Below are 14,600 nucleotides of genomic sequence, written 5' to 3' on the forward strand. Positions count from 1 at the left end.
ACCCACAACCTATAACCATGCTACAAAAGACAATAGAACGTTACACAGAGCCGCTCATCCATCTTGTTGGATGGGCTGTGCTGTTTGGTCTGCCACTGATTTTCGCCGACCGCAACTCGGGCATAAACTGGCTGGAGTTCCTCCGCCGCCTTAATGGACCGGTGGACATCCTTGCCGTTTTCTACCTCAATTACCTGTTCCTTGTTCCAAAACTCTACCTTAACGGGAAGAAAAGGAGCTTTGCCTTGTCAAACATCATCGTATGTCTGTTAGGCTGCCTCTTCATGGTCTATTGGGAACATACCTTCCGCCAGTTGGGCGGCTTTGCCCATCCTTCCGCCAACGGCCGCCATTTCGCCCCTCCGCCGCGTGAATTCTTCATCATGCGCGATGTCATCATGCAAATCCTATGCATCATTTTCGCCACGACCATACGCACAAGCAAGGAGTGGGGCAGGGCAGAGGCTGCGCGCAAGGAGGCGGAACTCGGCAGGACAGAGGCAGAACTGAGGAACCTGCGCAGCCAAATCAATCCGCATTTCTTGCTCAACACACTGAACAATATCTATGCCCTCATACAGTTCAACGGTGAGAAAGCGCAGGAAGCGGTGCTTGACCTGAGCAAGCTCCTCAGGCATGTCCTCTATGAGAACCAAAGCACTTATGTCCCATTGGAGCAGGAGATAGGTTTCATAGAGAACTATATCCGCCTGATGCGCATACGCCTTTCGGAGAATGTGGATGTCACTTTTGACACTCATCTGCCTGAAAAGCACTCCCTGCAGGTTGCTCCTCTCCTCTATATCTCGCTGATAGAGAACGCTTTCAAGCATGGAGTAAGTGCCAATGAGCCTTGCTTCATCCGTCTTGCGATAGACCTTTCCTCAGACAGCATACTGCGTTTCAGGGTGGAAAACAGCAACCACCCAAAACAGCAGTCGGACAGAAGCGGAAGCGGCATAGGTCTGCATCAGGTGCAGAAGCGTCTGGACATCCTTTATCCCGGCAAATACCGGTGGACGAAAGGCACTGATGCCTCCGGCAAAGTCTACCGCTCCATACTTGAAATAGAAACCAACAATCAAAACAGATTGCCATGAAACTACGATGTGCCATTATCGATGACGAGCCATTGGCTCTCGACCTTCTCGAAAGTTATGTCAGAAAGACGGACTTCCTGCAACTTGTCGGACGCTACAACAGTGCGGTGAGTGCCATGGAGCATGTCAGGGAAGAGGCTGTTGACCTGCTTTTCCTCGACATCCAGATGCCGGACCTCACCGGCATGGAGTTCGCGAAATATGTTGACAAGGAAACTCGCATAGTCTTCACCACGGCTTTCAGCCAATATGCGGTGGAGGGCTATCGCGCCAACGCCCTTGACTATCTGCTGAAGCCTGTCAGCTACAGTGCTTTCCTTGAGGCTGCCGGCAAGGCTCGCGAATGGTTCCGACTCAGCCGCACCTCAGTGCCGGAGGCTTCTCTGCCACAGGCTCCGGACTGCATATTTGTCAAGAGTGAGTACCGCACGGTGCGCATCGACCTTAAGGACATCCTCTATGTCGAAGGCTTGAAGGACTATGTGAAAATCTATCTCGCAGGGCAGCCGAAGCCGGTACTCTCCCTGATGAGCATGAAAGCCTTGGAGGAGTATCTCCCTTCGCCACAGTTTCTGAGAGTCCACCGCTCTTTCATTGTGCAGATGGACAAGATAGGAGTGCTTGAGCGTGGCAGGATTGTCTTCGGACAAACCTATATCCCTGTCTCCGAAAGCAACAAGGAGGTGATACTTGAGTACATACGCCAACGCTCCGTCCTGTGATGTGCCCTCATGTGGGGTTATCGCATGTAGTTCTCTTTCTAATGTTTCCTCATGCGGATTCAATGGATTCATGCGGATTATCCTCATTAATCCACTGAATCCGCATGAGGCTTTTTTTGCTCCGAAAATGTGCATGGGTTTTCTTATTCTCTGTTTATCATAATGGGAAAAACGTTGCTCTTCAAGGCGGAAAACCACGCTTTGCGAGGTTATTCCTGACTATCCTCATGGTGAAAAGTAATGTTTTGCATAATGAAACGTTACCTTTCGCACGGCAAAGCGTTACGAAAAGCACTGCAATCCGTTACCAAAAACACGATGAAAGGTAACGATTTGCAGTGCTTTTCTGCTTATTTGACTTTTGTGGAAATGTTAAACGCTTGGTTTATAGCGAGATAGTGAAAATGTGGAATTTTGCCGTTTTTTTGTTTTCCCCTTTCAGAAAAATCTACAGACGATTCTCAGAGGGCAAAAATGGCGTGAGTTTCCTTAAACGGTTGTTTGCCTGCACCACATTTGTAGAACAGTCAAATCAGAAATTAGGATAAGGGGCGGTTGTATTGAGCAGAGGAGGCTGTCGCAAAATGCAAATTCCCAAAAATTCAACTTTCATTATGCAAGTACACCTCTGTAAGATAGGAAAACGACAATTTCAACAACAACAATTCCAACAATAATTTGCTATAGGCCTACCGCGTAGCGGTTGAAGATAGTAGCCGTGGGTCGCAACCCACGGCTACTGTATCGTCACCGCTGACGCGGTTCTCATGCACAGGGCCTGCTGATAGAATGCAAAGGCAAAGCTACCACCGTCACCGCTGACGCGGCAGTTTGTGGAGCAGAGCTTACAAATCTCAACCTTTGAAAACATCGTTTTGAGTTTTGACACACCCTCCGCCCTACATGAGTGACAGGAACGCCTTGGGCAGCGCATCGATGATATCCGTGGCGATAAGGCTCTCGCATCCTTTGTCCGTTGCCGCTATGTCGCCGGCAAGTCCGTGGAGGTACATGCCAAGGACGGTGGCTTCCGCCTGTGAATATCCGCGTGCCATAAGTCCTACGATGATGCCCGTCAGCACATCGCCGCTGCCTGCTGTCGCCATTCCGCTGTTGCCTGTCGTGTTGAATATGACGGAGCCGTCAGGCTGGCAGAGCAGTGAATAATGCCCTTTCAGCAGGATGTATGCTTGCAGGCGCTGCGCCATCTCGCGCGCTTTTGCAAACCGTCCGTAGTCACTGTTGTTGTCCGAACCGTCCAGACGGTCGAACTCCTTCGGGTGAGGAGTAAGCACCAATCCCGGAGGCAGTTGCTGTAGCCATGCCCTGCGGTAGCCGAGGATGTTCAGTGCATCGGCGTCAAGCACCATCAGGCGCGAGGTGCGGCGTATCTGTGACATGAGAGTCACTGCCGTTGTGTCACGCTGCCCTATGCCCGGACCTATCGCCACGGCGTTGTAGTGTTCAGTGTCCATCGGTTCGGAGAAGCAGTATTCGTCCTTGTCGATATGCACAATCGCCTCCGGGACAGAGATTTGCATGATGTCATAGTTGCGGTCAGGGATATGTGCCGTGACCTTTCCCACGCCGGAGCGCAGGCATGCCTTTGTCGCAAGGACGGCTGCGCCCGCCATACCATAAGAGCCGGCGATGATGAGGGCGTGCCCCATGGTGCCTTTGTGTGCGAAATCGTTGCGTTTCTTTATGAGTGACACAACGTTGTTGCGCTCTATCACTGTGAAAGGAGAAGGTGTGCTCTTTATCCAATCCTCGGAGAGATTGATGTCAAGAACCTCAATGTCTCCAAGAAACTGCTGGCAGTCGGCAAAGTACATGCACAGTTTCTTCATCTGCAGCGTCAGTGTGATGTCGGCGCGGATAATGCTTGAGTTGACGTTGTATGTGTTGTCCTCCGCCATAAGTCCCGACGGCAGGTCGATGCTCACCACAGTGCTGCCCGAGGCGTTTATGTAGCTGACAAGTGAGGCAAAGCCTCCGCCAAGCGGTTTGTTGAGACCGGAACCGAAAAGTCCGTCGATGACGAGAGTCTCCTCTGTGAGCAAAGGAGGGTCAAACTCGTCACGGACTTCCATGAAACTCTTCACGTGTTTGGAGTCCTGCAGCCTTGTCTTGTTTGTCTGGCAGTCCTTGCTGAGGGTGTTCTTTATGTTGAACAGGTAGACAGTCACGCTGTAACGCTTCTCTGCCAGCATTCTTGCCACGGCAAGAGCGTCGCCTCCATTGTTCCCCGGTCCTGCGAAGACGGTTATGGGAGTCGTCTGGCTCCAGCGTTTTGTTATAGCCAGTGTCAGTGCGGTGGCGGCACGCTCCATAAGGTCTATGGAGGAAACCGGCTCATGCTCTATTGTGAAAGTGTCAAGTTCGTGTATCTGTTTGCTTGTGAATATCTTCATAGGTTTGGCATAAATAAAACGTTCATACTGTGCAAAAATACAAAATTAATGTAAATAACATGCCCCATTTGCTGTTTTTTTATTAATTTTGTAGCAAATTTTGATTTTGCAACATTAGAAATATATTCTGTAAAGCCAAATGAAGGATATAAAACTGAAGGACAAGTCTTTCCGCCTTTCCTTGCCGGAGGCGGACATCCTTGCACGCATCAAGGAGGTTGCGGGGCAGATAAACAAGGACTATGAGGGCAAAACTCCGCTGTTCCTTGCCGTGCTGAACGGTTCGTTCATGTTTGCCAGTGACCTCATGAAGGAAATTTCCGTGGACTGTGAGATAAGTTTCGTGAAGCTCGCCTCATACCAGGGCACCATGTCCACGGGCAAGGTGCATGAGGTGATAGGCATCAACGAAGACCTTCACGGCAGGGACATTGTCATTGTGGAGGACATTGTGGAGTCTGGCAAGACCATGGTGCAGATGATGGACTCGCTTGCCAACAGGCATCCGGCATCGATAAAGATATGCACATTGTTCTTCAAGCCGTCAAAACTGCAGGAAGATGTGACGGTTGACTATTGCGCGTTTGAGATTCCGGACGATTTCATTGTGGGCTACGGACTGGATTATGACCAGAGAGGAAGGAATCTCAGGGACATATACACAATCATTCCATAACGGCATGTGCGGAATAAGGTGAGGGGAAGGTAAGGAAAAACAAACTGAAGCATGCCTCTCATAAGGCATGCGACAATTAAAAAATAAGGTAAAAAGATGAAAAATATAGTGATTTTCGGTGCTCCCGGTTCAGGAAAGGGAACACAGAGTGACAAGATTATTGAGGAATTCGGAGTGGAGCACATCTCAACAGGTGACGTGCTCAGGGCTGAGATAAAGGCCGGCACGGAACTTGGCAAGACAGCTGCTTCATATATCAATGACGGCAATCTGGTTCCGGACTCATTGATCATCGACATCCTCGCATCCGTTCTCGACAGCAAGGGTAAGGATATTGAGGGCGTTATCTTTGACGGCTTCCCTCGCACCATAGCACAGGCTGAGGCTCTTGACGTTATGCTCAAGGAGCGTGGCACTGAAGTGTCAACAGTTATCGGACTGGAGGTTGACGATGCAGAACTGATTTCACGCATCATTTTCCGTGGAAAGACCAGCGGTCGTGCTGACGACAATGAGGAGACTGCCAAGAAGCGTCTTGAGACATACTATGGGCAGACTCTTCCATTGAAGGATTTCTACATCGAGCAGGGCAAATACACCAAAATCAACGGTGTGGGCTCTATTGATGACATCTATGCGGAAATCAGCAAAGCCGTCAAGGCTTGCTAAGAAAACAACCGGCAATCGGTTATTAAAAGAACATACACATTAATATAAGTATATTATGGAATCGAACTTCGTCGACTATGTCAAGATACAGTGCCGCTCAGGAAAGGGCGGACGCGGGTCCATGCACCTGCGCCACGTTAAGTACAATCCCAACGGCGGTCCTGACGGAGGCGACGGAGGGAACGGTGGCAGTATCATCCTTCGTGGCAACCATAACTATTGGACTCTGCTGCACTTGAAGTACCAGCGCCATTTCTTTGCCGAGCATGGCGGTAACGGCGGAAGGGACAAATGCCATGGCACAAACGGCAAGAACATCTACATCGATGTGCCTTGCGGCACTGTTGTCTATGACGCAGAGACAGGAAAATATGTCTGTGACGTGACCTATGACGGTCAGGAGGTGATGCTCCTGAAAGGCGGTCGTGGCGGACTTGGCAATTTCCAGTTCCGCTCCGCCACCAATCAGGCACCGCGCTATGCGCAGCCTGGTGAGCCTATGCAGGAGATGACGGTCATCATGGAACTGAAACTCCTTGCCGATGTCGGACTTGTGGGTCTGCCTAATGCCGGCAAATCGACACTCCTCTCGGCTGTGTCCTCGGCACGCCCGAAGATTGCCAACTACCCTTTCACCACTCTGGAGCCATCCCTCGGCATCGTGTCCTACCGTGACCATCAGTCATTCGTCATGGCTGACATTCCTGGAATCATCGAAGGAGCGTCAGAAGGTAAGGGCTTGGGACTGCGTTTCCTGCGCCATATAGAGCGTAATTCACTCCTTCTCTTCATGGTTCCCGGTGATACGGAGAATATAAAGAAGGAGTATGAACTTCTGCTCAATGAGCTTCGCAACTTCAACCCTGAGATGCTCGACAAGCATCGTGTGCTTGCCGTGACCAAGTGCGACCTTCTCGATGATGAGTTGTGCGAGATGTTGCGCGAGGAATTGGAGAGTTCCCTTTCTTCGGACAACGAAAAACTGAAAGTTGTGTTCATCTCCTCGGTGACAGGCAAGGGTATTGACGAACTGAAAGATATTCTCTGGGCGGAACTTAACTCTGAGAGCAACAAGTTGCTTGACATCACAAAGGATGACACCCTTGTCCATCGTGACAAGGACATGTCACGCTTCAAGCAGGAGATGCTTGCGGAAGGCGAGGACAATGTCATCTTCATTGAAGACGAAATTGATGAAGATGAGTTTGACATCGAGGAACTTGACGACTACGAGGTGGAGGATGTGGAATAGGATTCTCCACGATGAGGAAGCGTGTTCTCCACAAATAACGATAGGATTCTCCACGAAAAAATAATGCAATGATGATAACCTACAATCTCTCTGACAAGGCAACGGCATTCACGACAACACGCTCCTATGGGCGTGACAAGGACTTGTTATGCCCCGAACTCCGTGTGCCGGCAGAGCGTTTCGCACGTCCTCATCAGGTGCATGGCACTGTTGTGCGGCAGTTGGCGGAAGAGTTTTTCTCACTTCCCGAGAACATCCGCACAATGCTTCTTGACGGTGTCGATGCTGTAATCTATGATGTCAAGGACGCATGTGTAGGCATCTCCACTGCCGACTGTATCCCGGTGCTTTGCTATGACCCTGAACACCATTGTGCAGCGGCTATCCATGCAGGTTGGCGCGGTACTGTCGCACGCATTGTCATTGCAACTATAGAGCAGATGAGACTGGCTTATGGCACCAATCCGGAGCACCTTCGCTGTGCCATAGGACCGGGTATCTCGTTGGAGTCCTTCGAGGTTGGCGATGAAGTCCATGACGCTTTCCGCCAGGCAGGCTTCCCAATGGAGACGATTGCGGTAAGGAAAGAAAAATGGCATCTTGACATAAAGGAGTGCAACAGGATGCAGCTACTTTCCCTTGGCGTGCTTCCTGAAAACATAGAGGTGTCGCCCATCGACACCATGACCGACGACCGCTTCTTCAGTGCACGTCGTGACGGAGCATCGACAGGCAGAATGCTTTCGGGCATTGTGCTGAGATGATTATGCGAGTTGGCATGCCTGAGATGACAGGCGTGCAGGCATTTATGGCAAGCGTGCCATATCTGCCACTATTGTTCTTATGCCAAACCTCCGGCATAGGACTTTGCGACTTTGTGCGGCGGACAGTCCGTTGCAACCTGACTAAAACCAATGACTTATGAAAAAGAAAACCATTATATCCATGATAGTCTGTGCCATGTGTGCCCTTACAAGCATTAATGCACAGACAACCTTTACCGTCCGGGAGCAGGAAGCCATCAGTTGTGAGACTCCGGGGCTGTTTGAACGTTCCTCTGCCTTTACAGTGGATTTCGGCCAGATGGGGGAAAAAGACTACTCTTTCCCATTGCCTGTGGGCAAGGTTGACGGCATACGCTCCAACAACCATATCTCCATAAGCAGTAGTGAAGGGGATGCCGTGAAAGCAATGTTCTCCGGTGTGGTGCGCCTTTCCCGCAATACGGACAGGATAGGAAATACCATTGTGGTGCGTCATGACAACGGTTTGGAGACTGTCTATGGTAATAACGCCCAGAATCTTGTGAAGGTTGGCGACCGTGTGAAAGCCGGACAGACGATAGCTATTGTCGGAACGCGCAACAACAAGACATACTGCGAGTTTGCTGTTATGGTAAACGGTGCGCGCCTGAATCCAGAAACCCTTCTCGAACTTCGCAGCCATCGCCTGCGCCGTCAGACCCTCTTGTTCGAAAAGCAGAGTGGGGGAGTCCTTGTAAAGGTATTGACAGAGGAGAAGGAGCAGACCCTGAAGAAACAGGGCGGCAGGCGTCCGCCACAGCGAGGAAACATGACAAAGACGCAGAATGTCAAGGTTCAGCAGGAAACTTCCGCAAGCCGGAAATATGCGAAGAATGCGCAATATGTGGCAAAGCAGCAGGATGACGATGAAATGGACATTGACGAGTTCCAGTCTATACAGCTTGAGGATAAGGTAAAATCCTCACAACGCACGGCGAAGGAGTTTGCCATAAACTTTGGTGCACTCAAACCCGAGGAATGGGCGTATCCGATGAAGGGCGGACGTGTCATCAGTCCCTTCGGCGGCAAGCGCCGGCATGCCGGCACGGACATAAAGACAAAGGCAGGCGACCCTGTCTATGCCGCCTTTGACGGTCAGGTGGTGCTCTCCGGAACCCATTACGGCTATGGTCTGTGTGTCATTATCCGTCATGGAAACGGTCTGGAGACACTTTACAGTCACCAGTCCATGAATCAGGTGAAGGTAGGCGACTGGGTGAAAGCGGGTCAGCAGATAGGCATTGTCGGACGCACCGGGCGCGCCACAACGGAACACTGCCATTTCGAGTGCCGCATCAACGGTCGTCCGTTCAATAGTGCCAGGATTTTTGACCATGGAGCAAACAAGCTGAAGAATGTCGTCCTCACCTACCGCAATGGCAGCATTTATGTCTCAAACGATGCAAACTCTGTCGGGACTAAGGTCGCTGTGCATTCCAAAGGTTCAAAGTCTTCGACAGCAAAACGCCGTACCACCAAGCGCCGTACTGCACGCCGTCGCTGATTAGAGGCTGACCTGTCAGAATCCATGTACATGAGTTGCATAAAACCATAATTCAAGAAGAGACCGACTGACATTGGCTGTCAGTCGGTCTCTTCTTGCTTTTTCATTAAGCTGTCTGTAACCGTGGCTTGCATTTATGGCATAAAGTATGCAATGTTCTGAAAAACATTATTGAAACCTTAATACATACTGACATGAAAAGATTTTACTTATATATGGCTGCGGTTCTCTGTTGTGGTGCAGCCTCTGCACAGAAACCTGATGTTACTTTCTTATCACCAACAATGGTAAGAGTGCAATGGTCTGTTGACGGCAAGGACCAAGACAATGCCACCGGAGTATGTATCGGAAAAAAGAAGGCGGACAATGCCTGTGTAGTGGTTACAGATAACAAACTGCATTCTTCGGAATTGAGTGTCGAGATAGGTAGTCACGGTGCCTTGACCTTCATTGATGCGAAAACCGGGAAGCAGCTTTTAGCAGAGAAAAGTGACAGTCCGCGATATGCGGAGCCTGTTGTTCAGGAACGGATAGTCTATGACGAGTCCACCGCGCGTATGGAGGAAACCGCCAATGGCAAGGTTACCGTGAAGGACATTGTCCGCCGTGACACTGTCGGACACAGCACCTTGTACCGCAACAGCTTCGCATTCGACAAGGAGGAAGGGCTTTACGGTCTTGGCGCGCACATGGAGGACTACATGAACCTGAACGGCAAGACGCTTTATCTGACGCAGCACAATATGAAGGTCACTGTCCCTGTGCTGATGTCAACAAAGGGCTACGGACTGCTTTTTGACGCAGGATGCGCCATGAAGTTTGAGGACGGGACGATAGAATATGAGGCAGCGAAGACGCTGGACTACTATTTTATCAAAGGCGACTCATGGGATGACATCATCGGACAGTATCGCGAACTGACCGGCAATCTGCCATTGCTGCCACGCTATGCTTTCGGCTACATCCAGTCAAAAGAACGTTATGTCAGTTCCGATGACCTGATGAACACTGTACGCGAATACCGCAACCGCCACATTCCTTTGGACATGATTGTCCAGGATTGGAACTACTGGCCTGAGGGATGGGGCTATCTGAAGATGAATCGTAAGTACTATCCTGACCCAAAGGCGTTGGCTGACAGCATCCATGCCATGAATGCACGCCTGATGGTCAGTATATGGCCCAATCCGCAGTACTGTCCTGAGGAGAGGGATTTTCGTGAGAAAGGCTTCATGCTGGAGCATTCCGTCTACGATGTCTTCAATCCTGATGCACGCAAGTACTATTGGAAATATGTCAATGATGAGTTTTTTTGCAACAGTTTTGACGCATGGTGGTGCGACAGTTCCGAGCCTCTTGACGGCGATTGGAACAAGATGCCTCTGCCAATCAACGGCAAGCCCTACGCCTGGGATGACCATGAGCGGCGCTGGCATCTGAACAAGGACATCCTTGCTGACTGTATGGGCGCGGAACGTGGCTGCCTTTATTCGCTTTACCACTCACAAGGCATCTACGAAAACCAAAGGCTTGCGACCGACAGGAAAAGGGTTCTCAACCTCACACGCTCAGGATTTGCCGGTCAGCAACGCTATGCCACTGTTGTCTGGAACGGTGACACTCATGCCTCTTGGCAGTCGTTCAAGCAGCAAATCCCTGCCGGACTGAACTATATGGCTACGGGTTGCCCTTATTGGACAGTGGATGTCGGTTCGTTCTTCACAGGCAAAGACCAACGCTGGTTCCGTCAGGGAGAGTTCCCGGAAGGTGTGAAGGATGACAAGTATAAGGAGTACTACACGCGCATGTTCCAATGGGCTACATTCCTGCCGATGCTCCGCAGTCATGGCACGGACACCCCTCGCGAGATATGGCAGTTTGGAACGCCCGGCACAAAATACTATGATGCCATTCTGAAGATGATAAATCTTCGCTATGAACTGTTGCCGTACATCTACAGTATGGCGGCGCGCCAGACTTTCGGCAACTACACAATGGCGCGAATGCTGGCGTTCGATTTCGCTTCCGACAAGAATGTTTTGGACTTGAAGGATGAATATATGTTTGGCGATATGCTTGTCTGTCCTGTCACCGATGCCAATGCCACAAGCCGCAAAGTCTATCTGCCGTCAGGCGCAGAGTGGACAGACTATTGGACAGGAAACCGTTTTGAGGGCGGCAAATGGATAGATGCGGCGGCGGAGACTGACAGACTTCCATTGTTTGTCCGTGGCGGCAGCATAATCGTAAAGACAGCCGTGGCGGAGTATGCCGACGCGCAGATAGGCAAGCCCCTTACTGTCTGTGTCTATCCGGGACGTGATGCGGAGTTTGTTTTCTATGAAGATTCCGGTGACAGTTATGACTATGAGAAAGGGGAATATTTGACGATAAGGCTCTCTTGGGACAACAAGCACCGCCGCCTTACCATTGGTGAGCAGGACGGTTCGTTTGCAGGTATGGCGAAAGAGCGCACAATTACCGTCAAGACTCCTTACGGTGAGAAAGAAGTTTGCTATAAAGGAAAGAAAAAGTCAATAAAGATATGAGAACATTACGCATTCTGATTGTCCTTTTGTCAGTCTTCGCAATGACTGCGACGGCAAAGGAAAAGCAATACACGATGACATCGCCTGACAAGCGGATGGCACTAACTGTCGGCATGAATAACGGGCGGTGGGCATACAGTCTGACACGTGACGGCAGAAAACTTATCGAGGAATCGGCATTCGGGCTCTGCTCTGAAAATGGTGCGTTGATGCCTTCTGCGCAATCAGCGGTGGGCAAAGTGAGCAAGGAATGCCATAAAGGCGTGTGGAAACCGGTATGGGGCAAGAGTTCCGTGGTCAGGGACAGATATAACGAGATAGCTCTCCCTTTCGACAACGAGTTCTCTGTGGTGTTCCGTCTCTATGACGACGGAATGGCGTTCCGCTATGTAATACATGGTGTCAACCGGGAGTTGAAAGAGAAAACCGAGTTCCGTTTCGCAGGAGATTACAACGCTTGGTACTACAACGGTGAGCGGCACAACATCGGACCGGAGAGACTTTCCGCTGCCGACGGTGAGCGGTTGCCTGTCATGACGATAGATGCCGACGGATGCTTCATGGCTGTTCACGAGGCAGACCTTGGGCATGGAACTCCCATGGTGCTGAAAACCAAGGCGGGAGAACGCACATTCACCGTCGCTGACAATGACCTCACCGCTGCCGACGACGGCAAAACGGCATGGCGTGTGGTGATGTGTGCCGACAAGATAGGCACGCTTGTCGATTCGCACATCCTTGAATTGCTCAACCCGGAGCCTGCTGACGGCATGGATTTCTCATGGGTGAAGCCGGGTGTATGCCTGTGGGACTGGCGCATAGACGGTGCAGTGTGGGACGGTTTTGAGTACACTATGTCCTATCCGTCATGGGTGCGCATGGTTGATTTCGCCGCCAAACAAGGATTTGCCCACCTTGTCCTTGATGCCAACTGGTATGGTCCTGAGTTTGAAAAGGACTCCGACCCTGTGAAAGGCGACAAGGCAAACGATGTCCGCCGCATTATCCGTTATGCCAAGGAGAAGGGCGTCGGCATCTGGCTTTACCTTAATGATGTGGGTGGAAAGAACTATCCTATCGCAGAAACACTGAGGCAATATCACGAGTGGGGTGCCGCCGGTGTGAAATACGGCTTTATGACCGGCAACGCAAAGGAGAAGAACCACAAGACGAGGGAGATTACAGCGTTGTGCGCAATGAACCGCTTGCTGGTTGATTTCCACGACTATCCCGTCCATCCTTACGGTCAGATGCGCACTTGGCCGAATGCCGTGACGCGCGAGTACTGCAAAGCACAGCTTGACGGTCACGACATCTTCTATCCCAAAACGTTCGTGACATCGGTGTTCGTCAACATGCTTGCAGGTCCGATAGACCAGAACAACGGAATGTTTGACTTACGGCAGGGCAAGACAACGCGCAAGGACAACAACCAGGAGGTGCCGTCCACCGTTGTCGCTGAGGCTGCACGCACACAGATAACATTCTCGGGTGCGACAGTAATACCCGATATTCCGGAGTATTATGAGAAGCATCCGTCGCTCCTTCGCTTCCTTTCGGCACAGAAGATGCCGTGGCGCGAGAGCAAGACACTTGACGGAAGGATTGGCGAATACATCGTCATGATGCGTCATGCTGCCGACGGTGCTTACCTCGTCGGTGCCGCAACCGATGAGAATCGCCGTACTATTGACATTCCGTTGGACTTCCTTCCCAAAGGCAACTACCACGTGGAGATAACCGAGGACGGCGACAGTGCAGACTATCTGGTAAACCGCGAGACGACAAAGGTGTCGCACAGGGATGTCACTCGTAAGGATATTGTCACCGTCAACCTCGCTCCCGGTGGCGGAGCATGTCTGTTGATAACCCTGAAAACCAAATAAAAAACAATGATTAGTCAGGTAAAAACCAATGACAAGCAGCAGATCTCTTATATATCACCATTTTATGATGTATTTCTTAAAAAGGGGCTTGTCGTGTGAACCGCTAACGCGGTTCTCTTCACAGACATATACGAAAATAAGTATGTACACAATTAAAAATACATTATATTTTACGACACAAATAAAAACAACACATGCAAATACTTCTCGCTTGCGCAAAAATCATGACGGGGCAAGTGCCGCGCCATTTGCCGCTGACCACCGAACCGCAATTCCAACGGGAGGCGAACGACAATGCCCTTCGCATGGCACGCTTCAGCCGTGAGGAACTCCGGGAGGTGCTGGGCGTAAACAAGGAAATCGCGACAGAGAATTTCCTGCGTTTCCAGTCGTTCTTTGACGAAACGACGAGGCAGCCCGCCGTGTTCAGCTATGACGGCATGGTGTTCCAAAAACTTGTGCCCGAGACTTTCAGCGACGCTGAGTTGCAATACGCCAACGGACATCTTTTCATCGGCTCTTTCCTTTATGGCTTGCTCCGTCCCCTCGACCTTGTCAACCGCTACCGTATGGAGGGAAATGTCGTGCTGCCGGGCAATGAAATGACAATGTTCGACTATTGGAAGCCCCGCCTGACGGATTGGTTCATAGAAAAGGTGAAGGCGGACGACGGCATACTTGTCAATCTGGCGAGCGACGAGTTCCGTGGGCTTTTCGATTGGCGGCGTGTGAAAAAGGAACTCGAAATCGTCACTCCGCAGTTTAAGGTGGAGAAGGCGGGCAGGTTGAAGACCATTGTCATCTACACCAAGATGTGCCGTGGCGCAATGACAAAGTGGATTCTTCAGAACAGAATCACTTCGACGGATGCCCTCAAGGCTTTCGAGTACGAGGGATTCAGGTACGACGCTACCGCCGGCGACTGGCTGTTCGTGAATCGATGAAGGATGCAAATAACATCATTATGCTACTTTGTCTCTGACTTTACAACGATAAACAAACCATCAAATCAAATACAATTATGA

At 50.7% G+C, this 14,600-nt stretch carries 12 protein-coding genes; 10 read left to right on the forward strand and 2 right to left on the reverse strand.

Going from position 1 to position 14,600, the window contains the following annotated elements; all coding sequences use genetic code 11:
* Positions 1 to 17: 17 nt before the first annotated feature.
* Both E5358_RS10770 and E5358_RS10775 read left to right on the forward strand, forming a co-directional pair.
* A complete protein-coding gene (locus tag E5358_RS10770; protein ID WP_135940195.1) occupies positions 18 to 1,100 on the forward strand; it encodes a sensor histidine kinase in 1,083 nt (360 codons plus the stop codon).
* On the forward strand, positions 1,097 to 1,822 hold the full coding sequence (locus tag E5358_RS10775) for a LytR/AlgR family response regulator transcription factor (protein ID WP_135940196.1): 726 nt from the start codon (positions 1,097 to 1,099) through the stop codon (positions 1,820 to 1,822). The genes E5358_RS10770 and E5358_RS10775 overlap by 4 nt, the downstream gene beginning before the upstream one ends.
* A 736-nt stretch (positions 1,823 to 2,558) precedes the next feature.
* Here the strand turns inward: E5358_RS10775 and E5358_RS15385 are convergent.
* Both E5358_RS15385 and E5358_RS10780 read right to left on the reverse strand, forming a co-directional pair.
* Positions 2,559 to 2,693 carry a hypothetical protein gene (locus E5358_RS15385; RefSeq protein ID WP_277821263.1) on the reverse strand — a complete coding sequence of 45 codons (135 nt, stop codon included), beginning with the start codon at positions 2,691 to 2,693 and terminating at the stop codon, positions 2,559 to 2,561.
* A 28-nt stretch (positions 2,694 to 2,721) separates the two neighbouring features.
* Positions 2,722 to 4,236 carry an NAD(P)H-hydrate dehydratase gene (locus E5358_RS10780; protein ID WP_135940197.1) on the reverse strand — a complete coding sequence of 505 codons (1,515 nt, stop codon included), beginning with the start codon at positions 4,234 to 4,236 and terminating at the stop codon, positions 2,722 to 2,724.
* Between the two features lie 139 nt (positions 4,237 to 4,375).
* Between E5358_RS10780 and hpt the strand changes: the two genes are divergently transcribed.
* The 8 genes from hpt (at position 4,376) to E5358_RS10825 (ending at position 14,519) form a co-directional block, all read left to right on the forward strand.
* Positions 4,376 to 4,912 carry a hypoxanthine phosphoribosyltransferase gene (hpt, locus tag E5358_RS10785; RefSeq protein ID WP_135940198.1) on the forward strand — a complete coding sequence of 179 codons (537 nt, stop codon included), beginning with the start codon at positions 4,376 to 4,378 and terminating at the stop codon, positions 4,910 to 4,912.
* A 96-nt stretch (positions 4,913 to 5,008) separates the two neighbouring features.
* Positions 5,009 to 5,581 carry an adenylate kinase gene (locus tag E5358_RS10790; protein WP_135940199.1) on the forward strand — a complete coding sequence of 191 codons (573 nt, stop codon included), beginning with the start codon at positions 5,009 to 5,011 and terminating at the stop codon, positions 5,579 to 5,581.
* 55 nt (positions 5,582 to 5,636) lie between these two features.
* Entirely contained in the window at positions 5,637 to 6,833 is a 1,197-nt protein-coding gene (gene obgE / locus E5358_RS10795; RefSeq protein ID WP_135940200.1) for a GTPase ObgE, read from the forward strand.
* Positions 6,834 to 6,901: 68 nt separating this feature from the next.
* Complete coding sequence (pgeF, locus tag E5358_RS10800; protein ID WP_135940201.1) at positions 6,902 to 7,597, forward strand: peptidoglycan editing factor PgeF; 696 nt, start codon at positions 6,902 to 6,904, stop codon at positions 7,595 to 7,597.
* Between the two features lie 157 nt (positions 7,598 to 7,754).
* Positions 7,755 to 9,140: a M23 family metallopeptidase gene (locus E5358_RS15390; protein WP_277821264.1), complete on the forward strand. Its 1,386-nt coding sequence runs from the start codon at positions 7,755 to 7,757 to the stop codon at positions 9,138 to 9,140.
* Between the two features lie 194 nt (positions 9,141 to 9,334).
* Positions 9,335 to 11,689, forward strand: a complete 2,355-nt coding sequence (locus E5358_RS10815; protein ID WP_135940202.1) for a glycoside hydrolase family 31 protein — start codon at positions 9,335 to 9,337, stop codon at positions 11,687 to 11,689.
* Positions 11,686 to 13,575, forward strand: coding sequence for a glycoside hydrolase family 97 protein (locus E5358_RS10820; RefSeq protein ID WP_135940203.1), 1,890 nt, complete (start codon positions 11,686 to 11,688; stop codon positions 13,573 to 13,575). The genes E5358_RS10815 and E5358_RS10820 overlap by 4 nt, the downstream gene beginning before the upstream one ends.
* 194 nt (positions 13,576 to 13,769) lie before the next feature.
* Complete coding sequence (locus E5358_RS10825; protein WP_135940204.1) at positions 13,770 to 14,519, forward strand: YaaA family protein; 750 nt, start codon at positions 13,770 to 13,772, stop codon at positions 14,517 to 14,519.
* The last annotated feature ends 81 nt before the right edge of the window (positions 14,520 to 14,600 follow it).

Source organism: Palleniella muris (genome assembly GCF_004792655.1).
In the GTDB taxonomy this organism is placed as follows: domain Bacteria; phylum Bacteroidota; class Bacteroidia; order Bacteroidales; family Bacteroidaceae; genus Prevotella; species Prevotella muris_A.